Source organism: Paenibacillus sp. BGI2013, from assembly GCF_002843485.1.
Classification (GTDB): Bacteria; Bacillota; Bacilli; order Paenibacillales; family Paenibacillaceae; genus Paenibacillus; species Paenibacillus amylolyticus.
This window is the reverse complement of the sequence record NZ_PJFA01000009.1, coordinates 131426-156851: the sequence shown is the minus strand read 5'-3', so window position 1 is coordinate 156851 and position 25426 is coordinate 131426. Positions and strand designations below refer to the sequence as shown.

The following is a 25426-nucleotide window of genomic DNA, read 5'->3' as shown; positions in this document are numbered from 1 at the left end:
TGTTGTTAGCGAGACCTTTACCAAGTTTTCATGCTCGGTAAAGGTCTCTTTTTGTGGATATAAAAGGACCTTACCAGTGATGGTAAAGGTCCTTTTTTTTGTACATCATAAGAATATTAAGGAGGAGTCAATTTTGGATGTTTCATTATTATTAGAATATGGGTGGGTGCTTGCTGTCTTAGTGGTCCTTGAAGGATTACTCGCAGCAGATAATGCATTGGTACTCGCAATCATGGTTAAACACTTGCCTGAAGATAAGCGCAAAAAAGCGTTGTTCTATGGTCTCATGGGTGCATTTGTTTTCCGTTTAGGTTCGTTGTTCCTGATTTCTTTCCTCGTCGATGTATGGCAAGTACAAGCGATCGGTGCCCTGTATCTCCTGTATATTTCGATTAACCATATCGTTAAAAAGATACTGGGTAGTCGCAATAAGACAGATGAAGCAGCTGATTCAACGCCGAAGAAACCGAAAAAACAATCCGGTTTCTGGATGACCGTTTTCAAGGTCGAAGTAGCGGATATCGCATTTGCAGTTGATTCCATTCTGGCTGCTGTTGCTTTGGCTGTGGCGTTGCCACCAAGTGGATTGCCTCCAATTGGCGGACTCGACGGTGGACAGTTTATCGTTATCTTCCTCGGTGGATTCATCGGGCTTGTGATCATGCGTTTTGCAGCCTCATACTTTGTAAAATTGCTTCATTCCCGTCCAGGACTTGAAGTTGCGGCCTTTGTAATCGTAGGTTGGGTAGGGGTTAAGCTGGCGGTTATTACACTCGCACACCCTTCATTGGGTGTTCTGGATGAGCATTTCCCGGAAAATAAAATTTGGAAATTCGGATTCTATATTGTACTGATCACCATTGCGGTATGTGGTTGGTTCCTGTCTTCCAAAGTTCCTGAAAAAGAAGACGAAAATCCGGTTGAAGAGTTGGAAAAACAAGCAGGACTGTAATAATCATGTTACGCTAACAACATCATTATTATTTGGGAAACAGGAGATTGTCCTAGGACAATCTCCTGTTTTTGTTTACATATGCAATCTACACCATGATCCAATTTCCAAGAAAAGGGTTGACACATGAATTCTAGTCCCCTTAATATAAGACTAACATTAACGAGGGGAGGCCGAGAGACATGATGCTTGGTTATGATTTGATTCAAACAGGGCGCAACGTAGACATAATAGCATATCCGGCTCATCGTTTCATTGGCCTCATACGGTCGACATAGGGGATAGGCATATCGTTTAGCAGGTTTTATAATCGATATGCGTTCTTCGCTTATATTATAGCGATGGATGACAGACACACAGCATGTTTATGCTGTTCTGTTCTCCGTTATTGTCATTCAGTAGAAGTCATGGGCGACTAGCCTATGGCTTTTTTTAGTTTTATTTTACAGTTGAATCAGCAAACCGAATTTGCTGAACGTACAGGAAGGAATAATACACTTTTATGAATACAGAATTTAATTTATTTACCAATCCAAACGAATTAACAGGTGCCTACCGGCATGAAGTAAAATTGCCTGCAGGTGACCTAACCGTATATGCGGCGCAACAACTCTTCTCCTCGCTTGATTACAAGGTGTTTGAGATGGCAAACAATAATCTGCAGATTCCGGGAATCTCTTATATGAGTTACACGCCAGACGTACACGTCGGTGTAGGTACGTGCATTGGGACGACAGCCGTGTGGGATGCGCAGAGCGGATATGTTTCTCCCTCCATCGTGGGCAGTGACATCGGCTGTGGCATGCGAGTGCATATGACAAACTTGCACAAGGACGAATTGAAAGACATCAAGCTCCGCCGCAAACTCGTCAAGGCCATTGAGAAAGTATTGCCGATGGAGGCGAACCAGCGAGGTCATTACTCGGATATCAGACTGGAGCATATTGTTCGTAAAGGACTGCATGGTTTACCCAAAAAGTATATTCCAGACAGCTATACACCGAAAAAATCAACCGCGATGACACATGTGGAAAGCAGCAAGTTCAGTTACGATGAGGATGTGTTAAACCACGTTCCTGATATGACATGGCATCGTTCACATCGTCAGCTTGGAACACTGGGTGGGGGAAATCATTTTGCCGAGATCCAGGCGATTGAGATCGCTGAAGAGAATCGTGAAATCGCTGAAGCTTGGGGTTTGTATGATGGACAGGTCGTGGTCATGATTCATTCCGGCTCTCGTGCATGGGGTGGTTATGTAAGTCAGACGAGTTCGACAGCGATTGCCAAAGTCATGCAGCGGCTTAACCTGGGTACATCCGATCCCAGACTGGTATTTGCTCCACTTGAGCATGCGGAAGGTCGTCATTATGTGAATATGATGTATTCTGCGTTGAATTACGCTGTTGTCAATCGGCACCTGATTGCGTATGCTATTCGCGAAGCATTCCGGGATGTGTTTGGCTCCAAATGTGAATTTCGTACGTTATACGATCTGATGCACAACTATGCCTGGGAGGAATCTCACGCAGATCAAGGTTCCGTTTTTGTACATCGCAAAGGGGCGACACGTGCGTTGCCGGCAGGTCATCCGGACAATCCAAAGCCCTATCTGGCAACAGGGCATCCGGCGCTTATTCCCGGTTCCATGGGAACTGCTTCATATATCATGGTAGGTCAGCCACAGGGTGCTGATAATTATTATTCAATATGTCACGGTGCGGGTCGAATCCGTTCACGGACGGCAACAAAACGATTGATTAGCATGGAGGATTTTGCTACGGCACTGGGTGTGGGTACAGAAGATGAGATCGTGGTAAATCAACGCTCACTTGAATCCATTATTGATGAATCACCTCAGGCTTATAAAAATGTAGATGAAATTATAGACAGTGTTACCGGCGCAGGCCTGGCTCAAGTTGTAGCCAAATGCAAACCGCTTGTAGCGGTAAAGGGAGCGAAATAATGACAATAAACGAAAAACAAACAGATCCAACCCAGGCGATCTATACCTATGACGAACAACATGATACCCGAATTCGAGTGGAAGGGTACGCCATCTATTCAAGGCTGATTCGTGGAATCAGTGAGGCGCTCCATCAGCGCTATGGGGTTGAGTACAAGCTTTATGCCAGTTCTGACCCGAACAATGAATACTGGGAGTTACTCCGGGAAGACTTGCAAAATGGCAGTGACGAAGTGGAACTGGTAGCCCGCATATTCGAGGATCTGGAACTTCAGACGTTGCATTACGACGATGATGGAGATGTACCCACTTATGGTGTGCATTACTCCATTCGCAACAACGTATTTGCTTATCCGAAATGGGGCGTAGCACTTGTGCGGGTTCCGTTTTTCCGAGAGAACGGGATCTACAGTGAAGACTTTGTCTTTGCCATCGGTGATGAGGAGATGAAGCAATTTCTGGGAAGTGTCCGGGAACGGGAACGTCAGCAAAATATGAAAAAAGTAACAGTCTACACCGATGCCCGCAATGGCAGCGATCGTCACGTCGAATCCATCACTCGCTCCGTGGGACGAGAGGATGTTGTTCTCTCGGCGCACATCAAGCAGGATATTTTCCGCTCGCTGGATCAGTTCTTCGAAGCGGATCGTTCTTTTTACAGAGATTATGATATCCCGTACAAACGGGGCATTCTATTGTATGGGCATCCGGGGAATGGCAAGACCACGTTGGTGAAATCCATTGCGGGAAGTATTCCGGGACCGGCTGCGTATTGGCAGATTACGGAGTATACCAACAGTGAATCGGTGCGTGAAGTGTTCGAGGCTGCCAAGCGGTTGGCACCGATGGTACTGATCATTGAGGACATCGATTCGATGCCGGATGAAGTCCGTTCCTTTTTCCTGAATACACTGGATGGAGCTACGTCAAAAGAAGGCATTTTCCTGATCGGGACAACGAATTATCCGGAGAAAATAGATCCTGGCCTCATGAACCGTGCTGGACGGTTCGACCGGGCTTACGAAATTCCGTTGCCAGATGAAGCGCTGCGTCTGCAATACTTGCGCCAACGAGGCTTCACCGTATTTGCGGGTGAAGAAGGAACAATTGAAGCTGCTCGCCTGACCGACACGTTTTCTCTTGCACAGCTAGGTGAGTTGTATGTGAGCGCTGCGCTGGAATGGCATCAGAATGGACAGACAGACATTGTGAAAGTCATTCAGTCGATGCGTGGCGAGCTGGATAAGAGCCATAAACATACTTGGCTGGCGCAGCCAGGTAAGGGCCGTGCAGGCTTTTATTGATCAGACCTAACCCATCCATCCTATAATATGACGCAATTTTATAAATAATCCTATCTCATTTGGTGATACTAACCTTGTCTGCTCTAACATACAATGACTTTCGGGAGGTACATAACGCAGCCCTGAGCTGGTGAGATGCCGGAAAGTAACGCGATCTGTTTCCATACCTGACTAAGGCTTGTTTTGCAGAGAGAGATGCATGGGGACAAAAGGTAATATGCAAAAATTTTTATGCCAATTGTTTAAATGCTTCTGTAGCGGTTAATAGTAGACAGACAACAACAAAAACTTTAATTAGAGGTGAATGATATGGGTTGGTTATGGTCATTAATTATCGGTGGTATCATTGGATGGTTGGCAGGTTTGATCGTTGGTCGTGACATTCCAGGTGGTGTTATTGGTAACATCATTGCTGGTTTTATCGGTGGATGGTTAGGTGGAGTAATCTTGGGCGATATGGGTCCTGAGATGGGCGGATTCTACATTGTGCCTGCATTGATCGGTGCGATCGTTCTTGTAGCCATCGTAAGCTTGATCTTCCGTTCGATGGGACGTAGTCGCGGGTAACTTAATCAAGATAATTTCTTGAATTAGTTGTCAGCCAAATGTTTTACCAATGAAGAGGTTGATTGAGAGCCATAACCATGGCTTTCAATCAACCTCTTGTTGTTTTAAAATATAAGAATGTATGCGTAACTTAGCATCAGTATTCTATAGCTAGTTTAGATAAGAGGGGATGAACGGAATGGAAAAAGCTACATTCGCCGGCGGATGTTTCTGGTGTATGGTTACACCGTTTGAAGAACAACCGGGCATTCATGGCATTATATCGGGTTATGCCGGCGGTCACGTCGAGAATCCAACATATGAGCAGGTCAAAACCGGGGAGACCGGTCATGTCGAAGTGGTTGAAATTACATTTGATCCAGATGTATTCCCTTATGAACGACTGCTGGAGCTATACTGGCCGCAGATTGATCCGACGGATGACGGAGGTCAGTTCCAGGATCGGGGGGCACAGTATCGTACGGCGATCTTCGTGCATAATGAACGTCAACGTGAGCTTGCTGAACAGTCCAAACAGGAACTGGCAGCCAGCGGACGATTCACTCAACCCATTGTTACGGAAATTCGGGATGCAGCTATATTCTATCCGGCTGAAGACTATCATCAGGATTACCACAAGAAAAACGAAAAACATTATAAGGAAGACCGTGCGTTATCCGGACGGGACGAATTTATAGACGAGAATTGGAAATAGGATGATTCAATCCTGCCAATGCAATAAGCCGGGAGAGCTCCTTATGGAACTCTCCCGGCTTATTATTAGATCGAGTATTTATTTTGCAGAATTGGACTTCAGTACATATTTGGACAATGTCTCATTGTTCATGGAATAGATGACATCATCCACATAAGTTGAAACACCTTCTAATGAAGGAACCGAGGCACTGGTCGTGTAGATATGCACGTCTTCCAGCGTCTGAGGATCAAGAATGTATCCTGTTTTGGCAAAATCAAGCTGATACTGACCATCCTGTGTCTGGTCAACACGCATAAGTGCAGGCTGTGCGTCCTTGAATGTACGCTCAGTCACTTTGCCTTTCATCGTGTACAGTTCCAGCTTCTGCCCTGTAAAGACTGTATAACCGTTGCCAGCCGTCTGAATGTAGGCATCACCAGCAATGGCACGTCCCCAAGCAAGCTTGCCATCGATGCCAAAGCCCATCAGTCTGTTACCGGTGTTCTCAAAATTGGCGCGCATAATGATGGAACCATCGTCGAGAATGGCCAGCGATTCACCGCCGCCATCTCCTAATGTATTTGCATTGGCAGGGAATTGGTAGAAGGACAGACGATTCAACGTACGATCATAGATCTCTACTTTGGGATTAGCTGCTTGCTGCCAGAAGTTTCCTACCTTCGTTTGTTTACTGGCATCCACTACAATTCGACCATGATCAGCTTTAAGCACGTTACCGTTGATGGTCTTTTCGGTAATCAGCTTGCCCTTTTTGTCATATAACGAGATGGCGGAGCGAACCGAACCATTCGATTGTACGCCCTGACTTGAAGCAACCATCAGCGTATCGTTATCCAATAGGGATATGCTTGCAGGTGAATTCACCGTTTTGACCCAGTTGGTTTTACCGGATGTATTGAATGAGTACAATTTTTTGGTTTTGTCCGAATATTCCATATACACATAAGCTGTACCGTTGCTGGCATATACCGAATCGGAGTAGGTGGTATAAGGACCACTTTTCTCATGGAATATCGTATTCCACTTCAATTGTCCAGTTGTCGCATCGAATGCTTGGAGAGAGTCCAGTTGCCAGTCGAGTGTTGTTTTGCTGCTTGTTTTGGTCACGGGCTGGGAGGCATGTACATATACAAGGTTTTTGGATGGCACGGCATGAATTCCCTTGATCAGGACATCTTTCTCTGTATTAGCCTCAGATAACATCAGGGACGATGACGTCCACGCCGGTTTGGGCATGGATTCGGTTGAAGCAGCGGCGTAACCTGTTGTATTCATGGTGAAGAGGAGCATGCCGCTGAGAATGAGGGCAGCCCATGTTTTGGACTTGTGTTTGGTCAATGTATGCAAGTGATAAACCACCTTTCTTCTTCGGTTCAAAATAGAACCGATTGTTGAATTTTACCATTAAAGTCAAGCTCAATTCAACCGAACGCACTGTAACCTTTTATCAGTGGTTTGTCGAAATGACTATGTTTGGGGAAGTATAAGGGTTACAGGGAATTCATCTTCTTTCGATGAAGGTGGAAGTCTGATATATTTAGTGCGGTGACAAGCCATATCTGCGTAAGACGTTGGATAGAACATAGGAAATGAAACAAGGAGAATAGCTATGAACTGGAGTGAAAATGTGACCCTTTGGGTCATTGGATGTATCATCATATTGTTGCTGCTGGCCTGGATTATTCGGCGTGTTATCGGGCGCGGGCAGCGGATCCGAAGTGAAGCCAATCCTCGTAAGATCACAATAAAGGACATCGACAAGATGGAGGATGGTTCGGAATTTGAATTATATCTCTATCATTTATTCGAAGAGCTCGGGTACGATGAGGTGCATAAGACAACGAGCAGCCGGGATTTTGGGGCAGATCTGGTGTTTGTTGATAGACTCGGCAGACGAAGTGTGATACAAGCGAAGCGATATGGTGCGAACCATCCCGTAGGGTTGAGTGCTGTGCAGGAGATATATACATCGATGCGTTATTATGAAGCCGACCGGTCGATTGTATTAACGTCCGCCCGTTACACCGAAGCCTGTCGGACGCTTGCAGCGGTTAATGGAGTGAAGCTGCTGGACCGGGAAGACCTGATGGAATTAATTCTGTTATTCAAAGCCAGAAGAGTGAAAGAAGCACTGGAACTGATCGAAGAAGATGATCATGAACCAATTGAGACGTGGCAGTCCCGGCGAAAGCGGCAATCCCGCTAAGTACTTAGGTGGAAGCCTTTATAATGATGTATATGCCCATTCCAGTAGGAAGCACCTTCACTTGCGTAGCTGCACATGATATATTGAGTGTATATCAACCAAAGGAGTGTGTGATCCATTATGGCACGTACACAAACACAAAAAGCATTACGTAAAGCAGAGCGGTCAGGTCAATGGTGCTCGGAACAGAGCCGAAGAGTTAACGGAGATTATGGTGCGTTATCCCAGCATGTACGGCTCATGCCTACGAAGCAGGAAAAATTGCAAAAGGTCAAACACAAGAAGCAGATCATCCAGGATGGTGGTGCTTCTTTTTATTTTTTCTATGAGGCGCCGGTTGCTGGATAAGTAAGACGATAGAATTTTGTACACTAAATGAAGGGAAGAACCTATACATATGACAACAGCGCTGCACATGAATAAAAAAATCGTTCGGCGTTTTTTGCTGCAAACGCAAGCTTTACTGGGACGTTGGCCCGCAGTTTCCTTACCTTCGGGACCCAGCCAAGTTTTGAGTTTGATTCGCTCCCTTGGTTGCGTGCAGATTGATCCTGTGGCTGCTGTAACTGGAAACCAGCATTTGGTGCTAGGTGCTCGTGACCCTGGTTATACTGCTGACAGCTTAAATACACTGCTGAGTGATCACAAGGTGTTTGAATATTTTGCAAATGCTGCTTGTGTCATTCCAATCGAGGATTATGCTCTCTTTGAACCTGTGCGTGCCCGATTAAGGGAGCGTCTGGCTCCGTCCTTGCAAGGTCTGGAGAAAACAGTGCAGCATGTGTTACAGCGTTTGAAGGAAGAGGGACCTTTGCCTTCAAGAGCTTTTCGTGCTGTTGAAAGGGTAAGTGGTTATTGGGACAGTGCAGATGTGCCAAAGACAAAGGATACCACACTTGCTCTGAATCTACTGTTGGACTCCGCTGTGATTCGTGTGGTGGCGAGGCAGGGGAATGAACGTTATTTTCATATTACCGAATCTGAGTTGCAGCAACAGGGACTTACGATGAAAGATGACATCGATGTGTTGGCCCAGAGACAGGCTCTGCTGGATAAATACATTCATGCGTATCGTGTCGTAGATGCCCGTGATCCCCGTCTGGGTTGGCTAAAATCTACAGCGGCTGAACGACGCGCCGATATTGCTGCCCGTGTGTCAGATGGGCGAATGATCCCACTTAAGGTGGAGGACGTGGCTACGCCTTATTATATTCGTGCTGAAGATGAGGATTTGCTGCTGCATATGGAAAGGGAAGAGCCACACTATGATCCGTCTGGCCCGGTACGTTTCCTGCCGCCGCTGGACAACCTGTTATGGAGAAGAGAACGTATTGTTGATTTATTTGATTTTCATTATAAATGGGAGATTTATACGCCAGAGGTGAAAAGAACCTACGGTTATTATGCCATGCCTATTCTTCATGGTGATCGGTTGATTGGACGTATGGACCCACGACTTGATCGCAAAACTGGAGTACTTACCGTTCGTTTGTTATCGATGGAGGAGACTGCTCCACCTGTGGAAGAATGGATTACGGATTTTTTGGGGGGGGCTTCAATTCTTTGCGTCCATGCATGGAGCACGTTCCATTACTATCGAGAAGACGGTACCAAAAGAGCTGAAAAAGCTGCTTAAACCGATTTGATTAGGGGATATACGAAAGAGTGTATGGACACGGGAAAATGGAATTGTTAAGGAGGGGTAGGATCTAAAAAGGACAAAGAAGGAGGAGCCAGAGGGCCCCTCCTTCTTCATTTGATTTTAATATCACATCTCTAGTATTACATCAGAAGTGCTAACGAAAACAAAAAACCTAAGCTCACGTCCACGCCAAAACTTCTTTAGTTCACCAGATGAGGCATTTCAACGTTGGGATCAACATCTGCTTCATAATCCACACCATCGGTTTCAAAACCAAACAGCTGGAAGAATTCGCGACGGTAACCTTCCAGATCGGACAGATCGTAGATGTTCTCTGTGGTCAACTCATTCCAGAGCTTCGCCACTTCTTCCTGAACGTCAGCTCTCATCTCCCAATCGTCAATGCGAATACGGCCTTCGGCATCGGTTGGAACTTCTCCTCCCGCATACAAGCGATCAGCGAACAGACGTTGCAATTGCTCGATGCATCCTTCATGCAAGCCTTTTTCTTTCATGACTTTGTACAATGCTGAGATGTACAGCGGCACGACTGGAATCGCAGAACTGGATTGAGTCACCAGCGCCTTGGCTACAGTTAAGTACGCACGTCCACCTTTGGCACTTAGGCGATCATTCAGCTTGTGTGCAGTCGCTTCCAGATGATTCTTGGCTTGACCGATGGAACCATCACGATAAATGGCATGCGTAAGTTCAGGACCGATATAAGAGAAAGCGATGGTTGTTGCATCATCGGCAAGCACGCCGCCTTGTTGCAGGGCATCCATCCATAGTTCCCAATCGTCTCCGCCCATAACAGTTACCGTCTGACGAATTTCCTCTTCGTTTGCCGGTTCAAGGGTAACGGAGCTAATTTCGCCTGTGTGGAAGTTCACCGTTTTGTTCGTGTAGGATTGTCCGATTGGCTTCAGCACAGAGTTAAATACTTCACCCGTGTTCGGATCGGTACGGCGTGCCGAGGCGACGCTATATACGACCAGATCGACTTGACCGAGTTCACTGCGAATCAGTTCAACGGCTTTGTCTCGTGTTTCGTTTGCAAATGCATCACCTGTAACGCTGTACGATTTCAGGCCTGCTTCCTCCGCGGCTTTTTCGAATGCAGCGGAATTGTACCAGCCTGCAGAAGCCGTACGTTTCTCTGTGGAACTGCTTGGACGATAAATGCCGACTGTATTCGCTCCAGCTCCAAAGGCAGAAACAACGCGTGACGCCAGACCGTATCCAGTGGAAGCACCGATCACGAGCACATTACGCGGTCCTTTCAGCTCAGGCTGGGATTTCACATAATCAATCTGTTCCTGCACTTGCGCAGCGCAACCTACAGGATGGGAAGTGGTACAAATAAAACCACGTGTTCTTGGTTTAATAATCATTTATTTGCATCCTTTCATATTCAGCTCATGTTTCAGCATTTCGATAAAATGCTCTTACACATACTTTCTTATTGTAAAACAATTACCTCGGAAACGGAAACCGTTTCGTTTGATTTCGCCGGAAGGGTGGCGTTATATCTCTAATTTTGCGATGATGTGAATAGAATGTACTCGCTTGTTAGGATAGAAAGGACAGGGATACCATGCTGAAGGAACGCATTGAACTGCTAAGCAAAAGAAAACAAATCTCCCGTAAAGACCTTGTGGAGGGTCTGGTCACGCAGGCCCACTTTGCCAATATCCTGGCGGATCGTTATCCGCTCCCTGAGGACTTGGCAGAAGCCATCGCCGGGCGTCTTGGGGTATCCCCTTCCTATATTCTAAAGGCTGCGGCTCAGGACGAGGAAACACTCGAACGGGCAGAGGTTATTTTCGAACAAATGTCTGTTCCAGCGTCGGCGATATCCGAAGATACGGTGCATGCACTGGCAGATCGGGATGACACGCTGACCGTTGAGCTGACAACGGCCTTGATGAAGGCGGTTTATTATCAGCAATTAAACGATGCAACGGCTCATGAGTATATACATACGTCCTACCTCAATTTTTACCTGGAGAAATACGGTCGTCCAGACGATATTGATCTGCCGCGTCCGTTAGTCAAGGCACTTTTATTCTATAAAATACAATATTATCGCTCCAAAATGGCTTTTGTGGATGTACTAACTCATGCAACCAGGCTCAGTGAGCTGGCGCTTCCTGGCAGTGAATTCTGGCTGTCTGTGCAAAATATCAAGATGGAAGCCTACATCCAGGTCAAACAGTATGAAGAGGCAAAACAGGTATTCGAGCTTACAATGCGTCATGTCTATGATCAGCGAATGTTCCATCGGTTGTCCGGGTTATATGTGGCATATAGTGGCTATTGCTTCGCGATGGGGCTGGTTCAGGAGGCACTCTCGGCATTAACCATGGCGGAGGCAAACCTCGTGTATGCTGGCAACCAGGGAGATCTGGTGACGGCGATTGCCAACAATCGGATTGTCATGTTAACGATGACAGGTGAACTGGATCAGGCACAGGCGGAGATTGAACGATTTGAATCGCTATTGCAGCAGGAAACGGAAGAAACACAGCTCGCAATGCAGCCGCTCGTCAGTGTGTATCGATGCGAAGTAGCTCTGGCACGGAAGAACTGGGGCGTGCTCGCGCAGAGTGTAGATCAACTCTTAAAATGTGCAACAACACAGGACCAGCAGATGAGCGCAACCTTCTACCAGAGCCATCTGGCTCTTGCACATGGAGATCGCGAAGTTTTCATGGAGCGGGCGCTTGCGTGTCTGCCTTATTTTGAATCCGCGCAGCATGTCATGCGGCTTGAACCGTTATATGAGGGAATGGCTGTAGTGTCCGAGGATCAGCGGAAATACAAAGAAGCGGCGATGTATTATCGGAAGCTGGTCTATCTGTTACGCAAAAAATAGAGTGAGAATCGGCTTGGAAGAGCCTTAACCCATAACTGGAAAAATTATTTACCCATAAGTGTGTCGTGAGTGACCTATAGATCCCAGAACGATAATTCAAGTATACAACCCGGCTAATTAGTCGGCTTTCTTTCATTTAGTTAACTGTAGATTAGTTTAAGCTCATTCGCGCTGCACCGTATCACAAATAGAGGTAAAGCAGAAAGTTGAATTGAATGTAGAGGCTTCAATGTTAAAACTGCCAATAGGCGCATATGTCTATAAATAAATATATTCACATACGCAAAAGTAGTAGTAAAGATTTTCCTTTAATGCTACTTTTTTATTTACAAATGATGGATGTTAGTCTATTCTTAGTGTAAGTGATACTAAAGAACTAGTCTTAGTTTTAAGGCACTAGATTCCATAAGGGAGGTGAGAGAGAATGTACACTGGTTATAATCTTAAAATGGACCCTAAATTCCAGGACTTTTATGATAAGGGTAATCAGCTTTTCAGTGGAAACAAGAAAGTGATCCAAGAAGAGCTGGATAAGTTTGTGCTTGAAGATGGTAGTCTTGATGGCTCAAAGATGCAAGAGACATGGTTCCCACAAATAAATGCTGATATATTTCTCTCGCATTCGCACGCGGATGAAGCAAATGCTATTGCGCTTGCTGGTTGGATAAAGGAAACTTTTAATTTAAGCACATTTATTGATTCTTGTGTTTGGGGATATGCAGATGAGTTGCTAGAGAAAATTGATAATGAATTCTGCTGGCAACCCAAGTCTTCCACGTATAATTATAAAAAAAGAAATCAATCAACTAGTCATGTTCATATGATGCTTTCAACCGCTCTAACAAAATTAATGGACAGGACAGAATGTGTATTTATTCTCAACACACCGAACTCAATCCAATCTTTTGAAGTTGTAAATAAGACGAAATCTCCTTGGATTTATTATGAGATTGGCATTACAAAGTTGTTAGAGAAGAAGAAGCCCTCTAGGCAGCCCAGCATCATAAAAAAGGGATTATTTGAGAACTCTCAGGATTTAAGTGTTAAGTACGAGCTTGATATGAAACATCTTATTGCACTTACACAGTTTGATCTTGATAACTGGGAAGAAAAACACCTATTAGTAAAAGATACACAACATCCAATGGATACATTATACATGTTGACTGAAGCGGCTAAAACATTAGCAATTATAAGATAACTATTGAAAAGGGGTATAGTATAATGGCAAAAAGAGTGTTTACTAGTTTTGCAATTGAGGATAAAACGCTACGTGACTTTCTGGTTGGTCAGGCTAAAAATGAGAATTCACCATTCGAGTTCGTAGATATGTCCGTCAAACAGCCCTGGGATTCTGCGTGGAAAACTCAATGTAGAACAAAAATTAAGGGATGCGATGGCGTGCTTGTAATTGTTACGAAAAACACTAAGAATGCGGATGGGCAACTTTGGGAAATCAAGTGTGCAAAAGAGGAAGGGATTCCAGTTATGGCTATTTGGGGAAATCAAGATCACCCAGCTACACTTCCATCTGAACTGAATGGTGTAAAGGTGGCTAATTGGACTTGGAACAATATTTCAAATTGGATTTCTTCATTATAGGAGGATAAAATGAGAAAAGCATTGATAGTTGGAATCAATAACTACCCTTCTTCTCCACTACATGGATGTATTAATGATGCTTCCGCTTTTAAAAGTGTAATTGAAGTGAATGGAGATGGTTCTCCCAACTTTGATACGAGACTTGTTACAGACGTGCAGACTAAATCTGAGCTTAAAGGATTGATAATTGAGTTATTTAAAGGCGAAAGTGACACTGCATTATTATATTTTTCCGGACATGGTCATATAGATGAAGTTGGTGGTTATTTAGTGACACCGGATTATAGCAAATATGATGTTGGAGTCTCAATGGACGAAATACTAAATATAGCCAATGAATCCAAAGCGAAAAATAGAATTATAATTTTAGATTGTTGCCATTCAGGGGCTTTTGGTTCTCCAAAAATTGCAGGAAGTGCTACTCAAATAGTAGAAGGTGTTTCCATCCTTACTGCAAGTAAAGATAATGAACCTTCTCTGGAGATTAACGGTCACGGGGTTTTCACCAATTTACTCTTGAATGCCATGCAAGGTGGTGCGTCAGACTTAAGAGGTCATATAACCCCAGGTAGTATATATGCTTATATCGATCAGGCATTAGGGCCTTGGGATCAACGGCCAGTGTTTAAAACTAATATTACTCGATTCACTTCACTAAGGACTGTTGTGCCTCAAGTTCCTATAGAAATCTTAAGAAGCTTGGTTACATATTTTCCTTCAGCGCAACAGGAGTTTAAGTTAGATCCTTCGTTTGAAGTAACAAATACTACTGAGATAGAGCATGAGGTAATTGAACCCTTTGCTAAAGCGGAAAATGTTTTGAAATTTAAGGATCTGCAGAAGTTACAAAGCGTTGGCTTAGTAGTACCGAATGGTGAAGATCATATGTATTTTGCTGCAATGAATTCAAAGTCGTGTAAATTGACCGCGTTGGGATATCATTACTGGCGATTAGTGAAGGATAAAAGAATTTGATTTTATATGAGGTGAATGATTCCTGATTTCAATATTCCTTAGTTACCCGCAACCACATAGGCAGGAGCAACAAAAGTTTATTGATGATTTCATAGAAAATCTTAGAAACAAGGATATAACTCCGCGTACTCTGGGGGTAACTGACTATGACAACAATAATCCACTGGCTGCAATTAGAAGACTAATGCTAGAGTCGGATGGCTTTATTACGGTTGCCTTCAGACGTCTATATGTAAATAATGGTATTTCTAAGTTTGAGGCTGATATGGAGTCAGTTGAAGCGAGGGAAGTATCAGATAAATGGTTCACAAGCCCATACTGTCAAATTGAAACGGCTATGGCTTATCAGTTAGGATTGCCAATCTTATCTTTACTAGAGAAGGGTGTCATTGCTGAAGGTGTTTTGCAAAAAGGAGTAGTAGGGTTATATCTGCCAGAATTCGACTCATCGATACCTGTTCAACTTTATCTTTCACTAGGTGACTGGAAACAAACTATAGCTCAATGGGAAGCCGATGTAGTAAAAGTAAACAGAGTTAAAGGATTCCCGCCACAATTATATTAAACTTTATCTTCGTTATTTCAAGAAGCTCAAGCGCTCCCTTCGCTTGAGTTTTTTCGTTCAATAAAGGGACGGGGGCAGGCCGTTTGGAGATCTGAATAAGTATTGGCGGTAGTTTCAGCTTGAATGCTGTAAAAACCATTTTTTAAAATGAAAAATATTCGGGCGATATGAGCTGGGGGGAATGAGGGATTGGAGTAGTAAGCGGCGGTCTGGAAAGTCTGAACCAACTGTGTTTCCTAATGCACATGATGCTATTATCCATGAGGAACTGTGGAATACAGTTCAAGCCGTTAATAAAGTTAAAAGTGAAAACCACACCAGCTATAGTAACTTGAAAGGCGAATTCATTTTGACAGGACTGTTACGTTTTCCAATGTATGGTGCTGGCACGGTTATGATTAAGTCGGAAAAGAGGGATGGTTCAGGCTATCACTTGTACTATATGTGCCAGACCTATCACTCCTGTGGTATAACGGAATGTAAGACTAACCTGATCAAAAAAAGAGTTGGTTGAGGAGCAGGTATTGCAATGGATTCGTACAATACTGGCTGATGTTGGACTTGTTGATGAGATAATGGAGCGATTTAAGATGAAAGAAGATGAAGTTAAAACGTTGGTTTTTGTGTGCCTTACAGGACAAATCGCTACAGATATTTTGAAGCAGGCTGGTATAAAAACAGGAAATATATTAGCAAGGCAAGCGATTAAAAAGATTCCAAACGAAGTAGATTAAGGGTATAAACAAAAAAGAAGGAGCTAGATTATTTACTAATTTTAGGAAAATTAGTTATAAATTTAGGCGAATATTTTCCAGTGGTAGGCGGTTTAATCGGAGGAGCGGTAGACGGAATCGGCACAAATATTATTGGAAAAACAGCTAAAAGTACATTTACACAATATTAGAAATTATTATGAAGTGATGTACATATGGATCCCTTAGGAAAGGTTTAGCTAAGCGATAGTGGTTAAATCTTATTGTTGCCGAAACATCCAACAAGGATATCGTATCACAAGTCATTAAGATAACAGGACACATTAATTCAACAAACATGGGGTGTCTACAGAGGGGAGGTTGGTACTTTTTATGTTTGATCTGACCGCTGATAAGTGAATAGGTTATATCTAACAGAACACGTACACAGAGCCACAATTAGCGATTCTATTTTTGTTCAAGTCCTAGTTCGTTTAGAGGTTCAGGAAAGAAAGTATAAAGCTATGGGGAAAGATCCGTGGAACCTCAATAATGAGATGATAGCTAAACTAAGCACATAAAGGTTGGAAAAGTGTGTATAGCGGAAAACTTATAGGTTAAATAACACTGTTTTTGGCATGATTTTATGCATTGCCAAAGCACTTGACGCAAAATATTTCTGCTAATCGTGAAATGAAGATCGGATTAGCGTATCTTTTTTTGCGGAATTAGCATCATTCTTTACCAAAGAAACGATTATCCCGTAATTCAATTGCCGGATTTTTCGTTTTTTTTGTATGCCACCAGAAGGGTATTCAAGGACAAGCCGTGGTGTTTATAATTTAATTATAAATACGTGTTCAAAAAGTCTGGTTTTCAGTACCGAGAAGATGGAATGAAGATAGAAATGGAGTAGCGGAGCGTAGGCAAACTACGTGAGCAACGGAAATTTCGGCTGAATTTCATATTCGATGTTGATGATGCCGCTAGGCATGATTCGTAATCAAAAGTGGACTTTTTGAACAACTTCTAAAACAAATAAAACAAATGAGGTGCTTGATATGGGATGGTTCGGTAAAAAGAACAAACAGGAAGATGCGATTGCTAAAGCGGATAAAATGATGAATAAAGGACTCACTGGCATGATGATGAAAGGTTTTGTATCAAAGGAACATCGGGATGCTATCAACCAAAGTCTGGATTCGGCAAAGCAGGCACAGTTGGCGGCAAGTGGTTCTCTGCCTTTAACAGCTACGGCTACGGTGGTGACAATCACCGATACAGGCAAACTGATCAACTTTGATCCGATTGTTCTGCTTGTATTGGATGTGACAGAGACAAACGGTAACCAGTATCAGCGAACATTGGAGACACTGGTGTCCAAAATGCAGATTCCACGAGTTGGCGATCGAGTGGGACTGGGCCAGAATCCAGCGAATCCCTCCGAACTGATCTACATGGGGCTAATGTCCATCTAGAAGGTATTTGGTTATAAGAGAGTCATAATCTATTTGTAAAATGCTTATAACAACGCTAAATAGATATATTGATAGAGATATTAAGAGAAGGATTAAGAAAGGGTGGATCATATGGTAGGTTTCCTGAGATTCATTGGCGTATTAACTGTATTCGGGGTGGGGTTCTCCCCATTTCTGGCACAGCAGCTGTGGAATGATCCGTTTATGATTATGCAGGCATGGTGGTACACTCCGGCGATCTTTGCCGGGTTTGCACTGATCTTTGTTCCTGCGATTTTGAACAATATTTTTGGCGTAGGTCGAGTGAAGACAGGTTTACCAGCAGTTGGGGTCATTAAGACTATACAACAGACGGGGACGTATATTAATGAACAGCCTGAGGTTCGATTGGGTCTGACGGTGTCGCGTAAGGGGCGCGAGAAATACGATACCGAGATGAAAGCCGTCATTCCGCTGACCTCCATGGCACAGTTTCAGCCGGGCAGTTTCATTCCGTTAGTAGTCTCCGTAAAGGATGAGCGCAAGGTAGGGCTTGATATGAAGGGGCAATTATCACAGGAAGATATGCAGCAATTGCTGGATGAAAAGATGGTACAGCAAGGGGTATCACCTGAAATGATGGATATTGCAAGAACAGGGGAAAAAGCAATGGCCAAGATCCTTGATGTCACTCCACTTGGAAGTGGTGGCAATAACAAGATCAAGCTTCAGCTCAAACTCAGCATAACGAAAACGAACGGTGAAACCTTCAATGTGACAACGCAAAAAGAAATTTTGTCATCTGCCCTTCCGCAGGTGCAGCAAGGACATATCATTAATATCATCTATTCAAGACAAGACCCAACAAAATTGGTGTTGGCATTGAATGTACAGGAGCGACAATTAAGTGACTTATTCTCCTCCTGAAGATGTAGACAAAAGGAGGTCCTACAGATCATGTTTATGACGTGTAGGACCTCCTTTTTCATTTTGGTATGTATGAGAGATACAAGCAACGGACGGTTTTCAAACAATACCAAGGCGCATGCGATAAGAAAAAAGTACTTTTCTGGATTCTCCATCAAATACACGATTAGCCAGCGCTCTGAACTCGTCAGCAGCTGTTAATAGATCATCCGCTCCGAGTTTCAACGCCGTTTGCAGGCCGCCTTGGCTCAGGGCGAGATTGACATATCGATCGGCTGTGAATGTCTCGTGGTGATGAAATACGATTTCCCGGACATATCGGAACAGCCCGGACTGCTGAATCTGCTGCAAATGCCCATCCTTGCTCCATTTGTGTGCCTGACTATTCTGGGGATCCAGACTGGCTGCTCGTTGATCTGCTTCCTTATTCAGCTGCAGATAAGCTTGTTCTAACTGCCAGTCTAACATTGGCGGCCAGTCGCAATCGTAGGCTGCAAATATGCCCCCTGTACGAAGTACACGTGCAAACTCGCGTAGTGTGGGTTGCGGCTCCATCCAGTGAAACGATTGCGAGCAGGTCAGCACATCCACACTGCCATCTGGTAGTCCGAGGTCGTGAGACAAGCCGGACACAAACCGCAGGTTATCCGGCTTCCCGGCAGATTCCCACTTGAATTCAGCTACAGACCTCATGTCATCGCTGGGTTCAAAGCCGATAATACGTTCAGCTTCATTAAGCCAGATCCACGAGGATAAGCCGGTGCCACAACCGATATCTGCGACCATACGTGGTGTGCTGCCAAGATATGTCGTTAGAATATCCACCACTTCAGTGGGAGCAGCTGGTCGGTTCTGATCGTATAACGTACCAAAACCTTTGAAACGTTCCACATTGTTGCGTCTAATGTCTTGCATGGATAAACCTCCTTCGGGCAGATGGATGACGGAGAGTCAGCTGTGATCAAAAGTTGTATAGGCCTATATTATATCATTCATTGTTGGGAAGTTTGTTCATGACGTTCTGCAAATGTTCAACGGCTTTGATATGACGTCTGAGCAATTCCTGTCCAACATGAACAGGCTCGATTACGGTCAGCTCGGAACCAAACGACAGCAGGAAGGAGTAGAGCCATTCCCCTACATTCAGTTCGAGAGACACACGGAGCCTGCCATCAGGCTCTTTTTTAATGAGGGAGGGTTCGAAAAAATCATACACTCGGTATGCAATATTGCTGGAGAACGAGAGTGTAAGAGGAATCAGGACAGGAGCTGCCTCTGATTCAGGATCGTTTGATCCGGCAGTAACAGAGTGATCGTGTTTTCTCGCCAGAAAAGTCAACTGGGTGATCCGTTTCATCTTAAATGTCTCGAATTCTTTCCGATCAGGGTCATCATGGATATATCCTTTGAAGTACCATGTACTGTTTTTGAAAATAAGCTTCTGTGGCTCCACGGTCGGAATGCTCTTCTCACCATCCGAATTAACATAATGAAACGTAATCAGTTGATTCGTTAATATAGCCTGCTTCACCTGATTGAACAGTTCTCTCTCCTGCAGAGGGATGCTGCCCCATGGTGAGAAATTGAATTCGATCCAATCCAGCTTGTGATCAAAAAGGGCGGTTAACCGTTGCAGCATATGGGCACTGTTAAGATGGGGGATCGCACTGATGCTGTATAGTCCCATCAAAATTTCATTCTGGTCTTCTTCAGACAACAGGGACTTGTCCATGACATAGTTGTCCATCAGATGGATACCGCCATGCTTGCCGGTCGTTGTATAGACGGGAATGCCCGCAGCGCTCAGCCGGTCGATATCGCGGTACACCGTACGTACAGAAATCTCGAACATACGGGCGAGTTCTGGTGCAGTGGCTTTCTTTTTCTCCAATAACAAAAGCAACATTCGAAATAGTCGGTTATTTTCCATGCTCTGATTATACCATGACAATAGGTGTCAGGGTATGGATGGTACACTGGTGTAAAAGTCTTACCAAGACATTTTACTCAGATTTATAATTTGTTCTTCATTTATTGGGGAGTAGTGAAGGGGACGATATCGATTCTGAAGAAACGAAGTGTTCGCTAAAAGCTTTCTGTAAGAAAGCTACTTCGGAAGCAAACGCTATCATGGGATTTTTCCATTTAGAAATGGGAATAAAAGAAATCCGAGGATAACAGCGATCAGAAGAACGATTCGTGACCGGAACGGCTACTCGCATAATATCAAGCACTTTATACCGAAATGAGTTAATTATGAAGGAGGAACTGGTCATGACAATGAAAGAAGGATTTTACTGGGGCGGCGCAACGGCTGCCAATCAATTCGAGGGTGGATGGAACCAGGGTGGTAAGGGGCCAAGCACGTCTGACATGATGACAGGGGGAACCCACACGATTCCACGCCGGATTACGCCTGTATTGGAAGAGGGCACGTATTATCCGAGCCATGAAGCGGTTGATTTTTACGGACATTACAAAGAAGATATTGCCATGATGGCAGAGATGGGCTTCAAAATGTTCCGCATGTCCATCAACTGGTCCCGGATCTATCCAAACGGTTATGATCTGGAGCCAAACGAAGAGGGATTGCAGTTCTACGACAATGTTTTTGCCGAGTTGAAAAAGTACAATATTGAGCCGCTCGTAACGATCTCCCATTATGAAACGCCATTCGGTCTGACACAGAAGTATAACGGCTGGGCTTCCCGTGAAGTCATCGACTGTTATATCCGTTATTGTACAACTCTCTTCAACCGCTACAAAGATCAAGTGAAATACTGGCTTACGTTCAACGAAATCAACTGTCTGACGATGCCGATGGGTGCTTATATGGCTGCAGGTATTCTGTTTGAAGGCAAAGAGACACTGGTCGACGGAGTGGATGATCCACAGACTCGTTTCCAGGCATTACATCATCAATTCATTGCCAGTGCAAAAGCAGTGAAGCTGGGGCATGAGATTAACCCTGATTTCCAGATCGGCTGTATGGTCGCTTTCATGACAACCTATCCAAACACATGTAACCCGGACGACATGTTGCTTGCACAGAAGAAAGACCAAATCTCTAATATGATCTGCGGTGATGTACAGGTTCGTGGCGCGTATCCTGGATTCGCCAAACGTTTCTTTGCCGAAGAAGGTATCCAGATCGAGATGCAACCGGGAGACGAGCAGACCTTGCGTGAAGGCTGCGTAGACTTCTACTCCTTCAGTTATTATATGTCTTTGGTTGAAAGTGCGGATGAGTCCCTTGAGAGAGCAGAAGGTAATCTTCTGGGCGGTATCAAAAATCCATATCTCGAAGCTTCCGACTGGGGTTGGCAGATCGATCCAAAAGGACTGCGTTACACGCTGAATCATCTGTATGATCGTTATCAGATTCCACTGATGGTGGTTGAAAACGGTCTGGGTGCTGTCGATGTGGTAGAGGAAGACGGCTCCATTCAAGATGACTATCGCATTGATTATTTGAAAGGTCACATTGAACAGATGAAAGAAGCGGTAGCTGACGGCGTAGATCTGATTGCCTACACCATGTGGGGATGTATCGACCTGGTTAGTGCATCCACTGGAGAGATGAAGAAGCGTTATGGCTTCATTCATGTCAACAAGGACAACGACGGTAACGGAGACTTGAGCAGAACACCGAAGAAGAGTTTCCACTGGTACAAAAAAGTCATCGAATCCAATGGTGAAGAGTTATAATTTGGTGTAAAAAAACCAGATCCGTCTGTTCCCTTAAATGGGACAAGCGGTCCATGTGGTCCTGAACGAGTTCAGGACTACAATATATGAATATAAAAATACCCGGCTATCCGTCAGTTAAGGAAAGCCGGGTATTTCTTTGTGTAGTTCCATAGCGGGCCGCCTAGGCCAACCTTCTGCTTTGCAGATGGGACATGCGCTCCAAATGCCGCCGATAAAACCATATGCATGTGGAGAGCCAGCAACCACTCAAGAAGTATCCGCCTACGATATCACTTGGATAATGCACCCCCAAGTAGATACGACTTATACCAATGGTCAGTATAAATACGGCGCTGGCAACAATCATCAGCACACGTCCTGTTACGGTGGGTACATGTTTCCAGATTAGAAAGGCCAGTCCACCGTACAGGCTAAATGCTGCCATAGAATGCCCACTGGGGAAGCTATAGCCGCTCACTTCGATAATCCGGTTAATGGTAGGTCTGGCACGCTGGAATACCAGTTTGAGCAATGCATTTAACAGGGTTGAACCTGCAAGCACACAAGCCAGAAAGAGCAGTTCGCGTTTGTGTCGCAGGCAAACGTACAACACAATCATGGCGATGATGGTAATGAAGACCACTGGCATTTCGCTGCCGATCCAGGTAAAAAGGTGCATGAATTGTGTCATACCAGGGGATTCCAACCCCTGAATCCAGCCGATCAGCGTGTCATCAAATCGATGAATCTGGTTGTCGCTGATGGACAGGGCGATGCTTATAAAAGCGATCATGCATAACGCTGCAACGAGCAGCGAGAATGAGATATTCTTTTTCCAGTTGTGTATCAAATGTTGAGTTCCTCCGTGATGGTTGATTTCGTATGTTGTGTCCTTGCGTATGTTGGACATAACGATATTTATATTGTGCTATAATTTTACAATAAATATAGCAGCAATAAAAATATGTAACCTTAACAACGCTTATTCAAGCAGAGAATGTAGGAGGGAGCGGTCGGAATGAAACGACGTTTGGTGATGTGCATGTTGATCTTACTGTTGGTTACGTCTGGGTTAGCTCTATTTCCCGGAGAGAGAGTGTATGCTTGCAGTTGTGTCGAGAATGATGTTCAAGAGAGATTGAAGACCTACGCAGCAGTATTTACGGGAGAAGTGGTGAATAAAGGCAATTCTCAACAGTCGAAGCATGATGGTTTATTAAGAGAGTATACCTTTGATGTAGGTACTGCATGGAAGGGGGTTAATGCCAAAAAGATGAAAATCCTCGCGAGTGACGGAGGGTCTGACTCCTGTGGCATTCAATTTGAAAAGAATCAATCCTACCTGATCTATGCTTATCAATATGAAGTGGATCATAAGCTTCATACGAATCTGTGCAGTCGCAATGTTCCAATTGAACAAGCCGGAGACGATCTGAAATTGCTGGGTGCGGGCAAGCTTGTAAGTAAAGAAGATTTTGGAGAAACCACCGATGGGAGAAGTGAATATATCCAACTCATATTATATGGTGGAGTCATTTTATTGGCAGCGTTGGCAATCGTGTGGATATGGAAACGAAAGAAAAGAATCTGATTGCAGGTCTGATGAAAATTGAAAGTTGGATTGTATAACAAAAGGTTTGTATGATTGAAAAACAAGTCAATCCCCGTAAGAACGTCGAGGTACATCCGCGTTCCATACGGGGATTTTCAGGAGTGGCGTCAAAATTTCACCCATTTGGAGTCGAGATTATCGATCCGATGCAGCTAGTTCAGCTGCAACATGTATTCATAAGCTGTGACACCAAATACCCGTTTGAAATGACGGTTCAGATGGGTCAGATCAACGAATCCACAATCGGCAACAGCAGTATATACGTCCTTCTGCTTTTCGATGGATTGACGGGCACGCTCCACCTTGCAGTTTAAGAAAAACTGGTAGGGAGATATACCTGCTTGTGCTTTGAATTCCCGGATAAATTGAAACTTGGACATGCCAAATTCGGAACTTAGGTTGTCCAGCTTGAGCACATCTTCGGTGCTGAAAAACATGATTTCCTTGGCTTTTCGAACCAGACTGTCCTGAGGCAACCAGAGCTTGGTGTCCATTTCCTTCTGAGCCAGAAGGTGAACCAGATCGAAGACCCGTTCGCTGCACTCGGCTTCGTCCTGTCGGAGTTGAACGGCATCGTTCAGTATCAGGATCTTACGTGCAAGCTCGGGATCATAGACGATGGGACTTCCAAAACGCAATTCCTTTTTGCCTATAATCTCCTCTACCAATTCCGGCTTCAAATACAGCATCACATAGTCAATGCCAGCCTTATCATAGGAGCTTCCGTCATGGGACTGTTCACGGTTGAACAACATGACACCATTTTGGTGAGACGCCTGATATTGTCCGTCCAGGTTGTATTGTTGAATGCCACGCAGGGTTACGCCGACCGCATACTCTTCGTGGCAATGTTTTTTGTATGCAAAATCAGTAAAGCTGGCGGATAGTGCCAGCACGTCTTGCGACTTTTTATAGTTAAACCGTTCCATGCAGCACACCTCCCAAGCTTTAGATTAATCCGGATACTATAATGGCTGAGTATAACAAAAAAAGTGCCATGAGAATACTCAGTAATTTTTGGTGGCGATTCAGCAACGTTTTGAAAACCGTGCCAAAAACAACCCAACTGGAATAGGCCAGAAAACCAATGAATGTAATGAGCAGCACGAACAGGAACGAAGAAAATGAACTTTGATAAAAGGGCAATACATAACTTGGAATGACAGTGAAAGTAAACAAGACGACCTTTGGATTCACAAATTGCATGATGAAACCGTTCCAAAATCCGGTAACTTGTTTTGGTGCATCCTCGGTGGTACCCATCTTGTAGATCTGGTACGCCAGATACACCATGTACAGGCCGCCGACAATCTGCATCACCTTCAGAATTCCGGGTAACACTCCCGCAAGAAGATGATTAAGAAAAGCTGATGCGGTAAGCAGCAGACCAAATGCCAGCGTAGCTCCCCACACATATTGCATCGTTTGACGCGCCCCAACCTGTTGTACGGAAGAAAGAATTACGATATTGCTGGGGCCAGGGGTGAACGTAACGACAATACAGTAGATTAAAAAAGATGCAAGATTCATAAGGATGATGCTCTCCTCTGGTTGTAGTTTAGTTTCATGATCATACGTCCAAAGGGAGAAACCATATAGTACATTATTGCAGCAGGTACACGGTTAGCAACAGGAGCTTGCTTTTAAAAGATAAGGGATGGTTTTCTTTTTGAATGATTGCGTTTACAATTTAA

26 protein-coding genes are annotated in these 25426 nt (G+C 44.3%); 19 read left to right on the top strand and 7 right to left on the bottom strand.

Translation table 11 applies throughout. The features are described 5' to 3' along the window. The first annotated feature begins 133 nt into the window (after positions 1 to 133). From CXK86_RS21430 to msrA, 5 genes are all read left to right on the top strand, one after another. Positions 134 to 952 carry a TerC family protein gene (locus CXK86_RS21430; protein ID WP_036617064.1) on the top strand — a complete coding sequence of 273 codons (819 nt, stop codon included), beginning with the start codon at positions 134 to 136 and terminating at the stop codon, positions 950 to 952. A gap of 502 nt (positions 953 to 1454) precedes the next feature. Next, a complete protein-coding gene (locus CXK86_RS21425) occupies positions 1455 to 2918 on the top strand; it encodes an RtcB family protein (RefSeq protein ID WP_076252912.1) in 1464 nt (487 codons plus the stop codon). Further along, entirely contained in the window at positions 2918 to 4222 is a 1305-nt protein-coding gene (locus tag CXK86_RS21420; protein WP_076252911.1) for an ATP-binding protein, read from the top strand. Before CXK86_RS21425 ends, CXK86_RS21420 begins: the two co-directional genes overlap by 1 nt. Positions 4223 to 4531: 309 nt before the next feature. Beyond that, the gene (locus CXK86_RS21415) at positions 4532 to 4789 is read left to right on the top strand and encodes a GlsB/YeaQ/YmgE family stress response membrane protein (protein ID WP_017686880.1); all 258 of its coding nucleotides are present in this window, start codon (positions 4532 to 4534) and stop codon (positions 4787 to 4789) included. Between the two features lie 178 nt (positions 4790 to 4967). After that, positions 4968 to 5483, top strand: coding sequence for a peptide-methionine (S)-S-oxide reductase MsrA (gene msrA, locus CXK86_RS21410; RefSeq protein ID WP_076252910.1), 516 nt, complete (start codon positions 4968 to 4970; stop codon positions 5481 to 5483). 78 nt (positions 5484 to 5561) lie between these two features. Here msrA and CXK86_RS21405 read toward each other — a convergent pair whose 3' ends face one another. Further along, positions 5562 to 6833, bottom strand: a complete 1272-nt coding sequence (locus CXK86_RS21405) for a PQQ-binding-like beta-propeller repeat protein (protein ID WP_076252909.1) — start codon at positions 6831 to 6833, stop codon at positions 5562 to 5564. A 262-nt stretch (positions 6834 to 7095) separates the two neighbouring features. Between CXK86_RS21405 and CXK86_RS21400 the strand changes: the two genes are divergently transcribed. From CXK86_RS21400 to CXK86_RS21390, 3 genes are all read left to right on the top strand, one after another. After that, a complete protein-coding gene (locus CXK86_RS21400; RefSeq protein ID WP_076252908.1) occupies positions 7096 to 7692 on the top strand; it encodes a restriction endonuclease in 597 nt (198 codons plus the stop codon). A 120-nt stretch (positions 7693 to 7812) separates the two neighbouring features. Next, positions 7813 to 8040, top strand: coding sequence for a hypothetical protein (locus CXK86_RS21395; RefSeq protein ID WP_101314540.1), 228 nt, complete (start codon positions 7813 to 7815; stop codon positions 8038 to 8040). 67 nt (positions 8041 to 8107) lie between these two features. After that, positions 8108 to 9328, top strand: coding sequence for a DNA glycosylase AlkZ-like family protein (locus tag CXK86_RS21390; RefSeq protein WP_180361845.1), 1221 nt, complete (start codon positions 8108 to 8110; stop codon positions 9326 to 9328). A 206-nt stretch (positions 9329 to 9534) separates the two neighbouring features. Here the strand turns inward: CXK86_RS21390 and fabV are convergent, their stop codons facing one another. After that, positions 9535 to 10728, bottom strand: coding sequence for an enoyl-ACP reductase FabV (fabV, locus tag CXK86_RS21385; RefSeq protein ID WP_036617082.1), 1194 nt, complete (start codon positions 10726 to 10728; stop codon positions 9535 to 9537). A gap of 203 nt (positions 10729 to 10931) precedes the next feature. Here fabV and CXK86_RS21380 point away from each other — a divergent pair, with 203 nt between their 5' ends. The 9 genes from CXK86_RS21380 to CXK86_RS21340 all read left to right on the top strand — a co-directional run bounded on the left by CXK86_RS21380 (position 10932) and on the right by CXK86_RS21340 (position 18430). Further along, complete coding sequence (locus tag CXK86_RS21380; protein ID WP_076252905.1) at positions 10932 to 12212, top strand: transcriptional regulator; 1281 nt, start codon at positions 10932 to 10934, stop codon at positions 12210 to 12212. A 424-nt stretch (positions 12213 to 12636) separates the two neighbouring features. Then, entirely contained in the window at positions 12637 to 13413 is a 777-nt protein-coding gene (locus tag CXK86_RS21375) for a hypothetical protein (protein ID WP_076252904.1), read from the top strand. A gap of 23 nt (positions 13414 to 13436) precedes the next feature. Further along, entirely contained in the window at positions 13437 to 13814 is a 378-nt protein-coding gene (locus tag CXK86_RS21370; protein WP_076252903.1) for a TIR domain-containing protein, read from the top strand. 9 nt (positions 13815 to 13823) lie between these two features. Continuing rightward, positions 13824 to 14789: a caspase family protein gene (locus tag CXK86_RS21365; RefSeq protein ID WP_076252902.1), complete on the top strand. Its 966-nt coding sequence runs from the start codon at positions 13824 to 13826 to the stop codon at positions 14787 to 14789. Between the two features lie 184 nt (positions 14790 to 14973). Beyond that, positions 14974 to 15354 (top strand): hypothetical protein, encoded by a 381-nt coding sequence (locus tag CXK86_RS21360; protein ID WP_218640798.1) that lies wholly within the window; start codon positions 14974 to 14976, stop codon positions 15352 to 15354. A 154-nt stretch (positions 15355 to 15508) separates the two neighbouring features. After that, a complete protein-coding gene (locus CXK86_RS33055) occupies positions 15509 to 15868 on the top strand; it encodes a recombinase family protein (RefSeq protein ID WP_370511439.1) in 360 nt (119 codons plus the stop codon). Then, on the top strand, positions 15861 to 16088 hold the full coding sequence (locus CXK86_RS21350) for a hypothetical protein (protein ID WP_179087916.1): 228 nt from the start codon (positions 15861 to 15863) through the stop codon (positions 16086 to 16088). The genes CXK86_RS33055 and CXK86_RS21350 overlap by 8 nt, the downstream gene beginning before the upstream one ends. 1019 nt (positions 16089 to 17107) lie before the next feature. Beyond that, a complete protein-coding gene (locus CXK86_RS21345) occupies positions 17108 to 17524 on the top strand; it encodes a hypothetical protein (protein ID WP_076252898.1) in 417 nt (138 codons plus the stop codon). A 111-nt stretch (positions 17525 to 17635) separates the two neighbouring features. Then, on the top strand, positions 17636 to 18430 hold the full coding sequence (locus tag CXK86_RS21340) for a hypothetical protein (protein WP_076252997.1): 795 nt from the start codon (positions 17636 to 17638) through the stop codon (positions 18428 to 18430). 99 nt (positions 18431 to 18529) lie between these two features. On the opposite strand, the gene CXK86_RS21335 is transcribed toward CXK86_RS21340, so the two are convergent. Together CXK86_RS21335 and CXK86_RS21330 are read right to left on the bottom strand one after the other, a co-directional pair. After that, positions 18530 to 19345: a class I SAM-dependent methyltransferase gene (locus tag CXK86_RS21335; RefSeq protein WP_076252897.1), complete on the bottom strand. Its 816-nt coding sequence runs from the start codon at positions 19343 to 19345 to the stop codon at positions 18530 to 18532. A gap of 73 nt (positions 19346 to 19418) precedes the next feature. Further along, complete coding sequence (locus CXK86_RS21330) at positions 19419 to 20360, bottom strand: helix-turn-helix transcriptional regulator (RefSeq protein WP_076252896.1); 942 nt, start codon at positions 20358 to 20360, stop codon at positions 19419 to 19421. A gap of 344 nt (positions 20361 to 20704) precedes the next feature. On the opposite strand from CXK86_RS21330, the gene CXK86_RS21325 reads away from it, so the two are divergent. Further along, on the top strand, positions 20705 to 22138 hold the full coding sequence (locus CXK86_RS21325) for a glycoside hydrolase family 1 protein (RefSeq protein WP_076252895.1): 1434 nt from the start codon (positions 20705 to 20707) through the stop codon (positions 22136 to 22138). A 163-nt stretch (positions 22139 to 22301) separates the two neighbouring features. Here the strand turns inward: CXK86_RS21325 and CXK86_RS21320 are convergent, their stop codons facing one another. Then, positions 22302 to 22970 carry a phosphatase PAP2 family protein gene (locus CXK86_RS21320; RefSeq protein ID WP_256720104.1) on the bottom strand — a complete coding sequence of 223 codons (669 nt, stop codon included), beginning with the start codon at positions 22968 to 22970 and terminating at the stop codon, positions 22302 to 22304. Positions 22971 to 23138: 168 nt separating this feature from the next. Between CXK86_RS21320 and CXK86_RS21315 the strand changes: the two genes are divergently transcribed. Then, on the top strand, positions 23139 to 23711 hold the full coding sequence (locus tag CXK86_RS21315; RefSeq protein WP_076252894.1) for a hypothetical protein: 573 nt from the start codon (positions 23139 to 23141) through the stop codon (positions 23709 to 23711). A gap of 173 nt (positions 23712 to 23884) precedes the next feature. On the opposite strand, the gene CXK86_RS21310 is transcribed toward CXK86_RS21315, so the two are convergent. Next, entirely contained in the window at positions 23885 to 24661 is a 777-nt protein-coding gene (locus CXK86_RS21310) for an AraC family transcriptional regulator (RefSeq protein ID WP_076252893.1), read from the bottom strand. 19 nt (positions 24662 to 24680) lie between these two features. Continuing rightward, positions 24681 to 25262, bottom strand: coding sequence for a LysE family translocator (locus CXK86_RS21305; protein ID WP_076252892.1), 582 nt, complete (start codon positions 25260 to 25262; stop codon positions 24681 to 24683). Positions 25263 to 25426 lie beyond the last annotated feature (164 nt).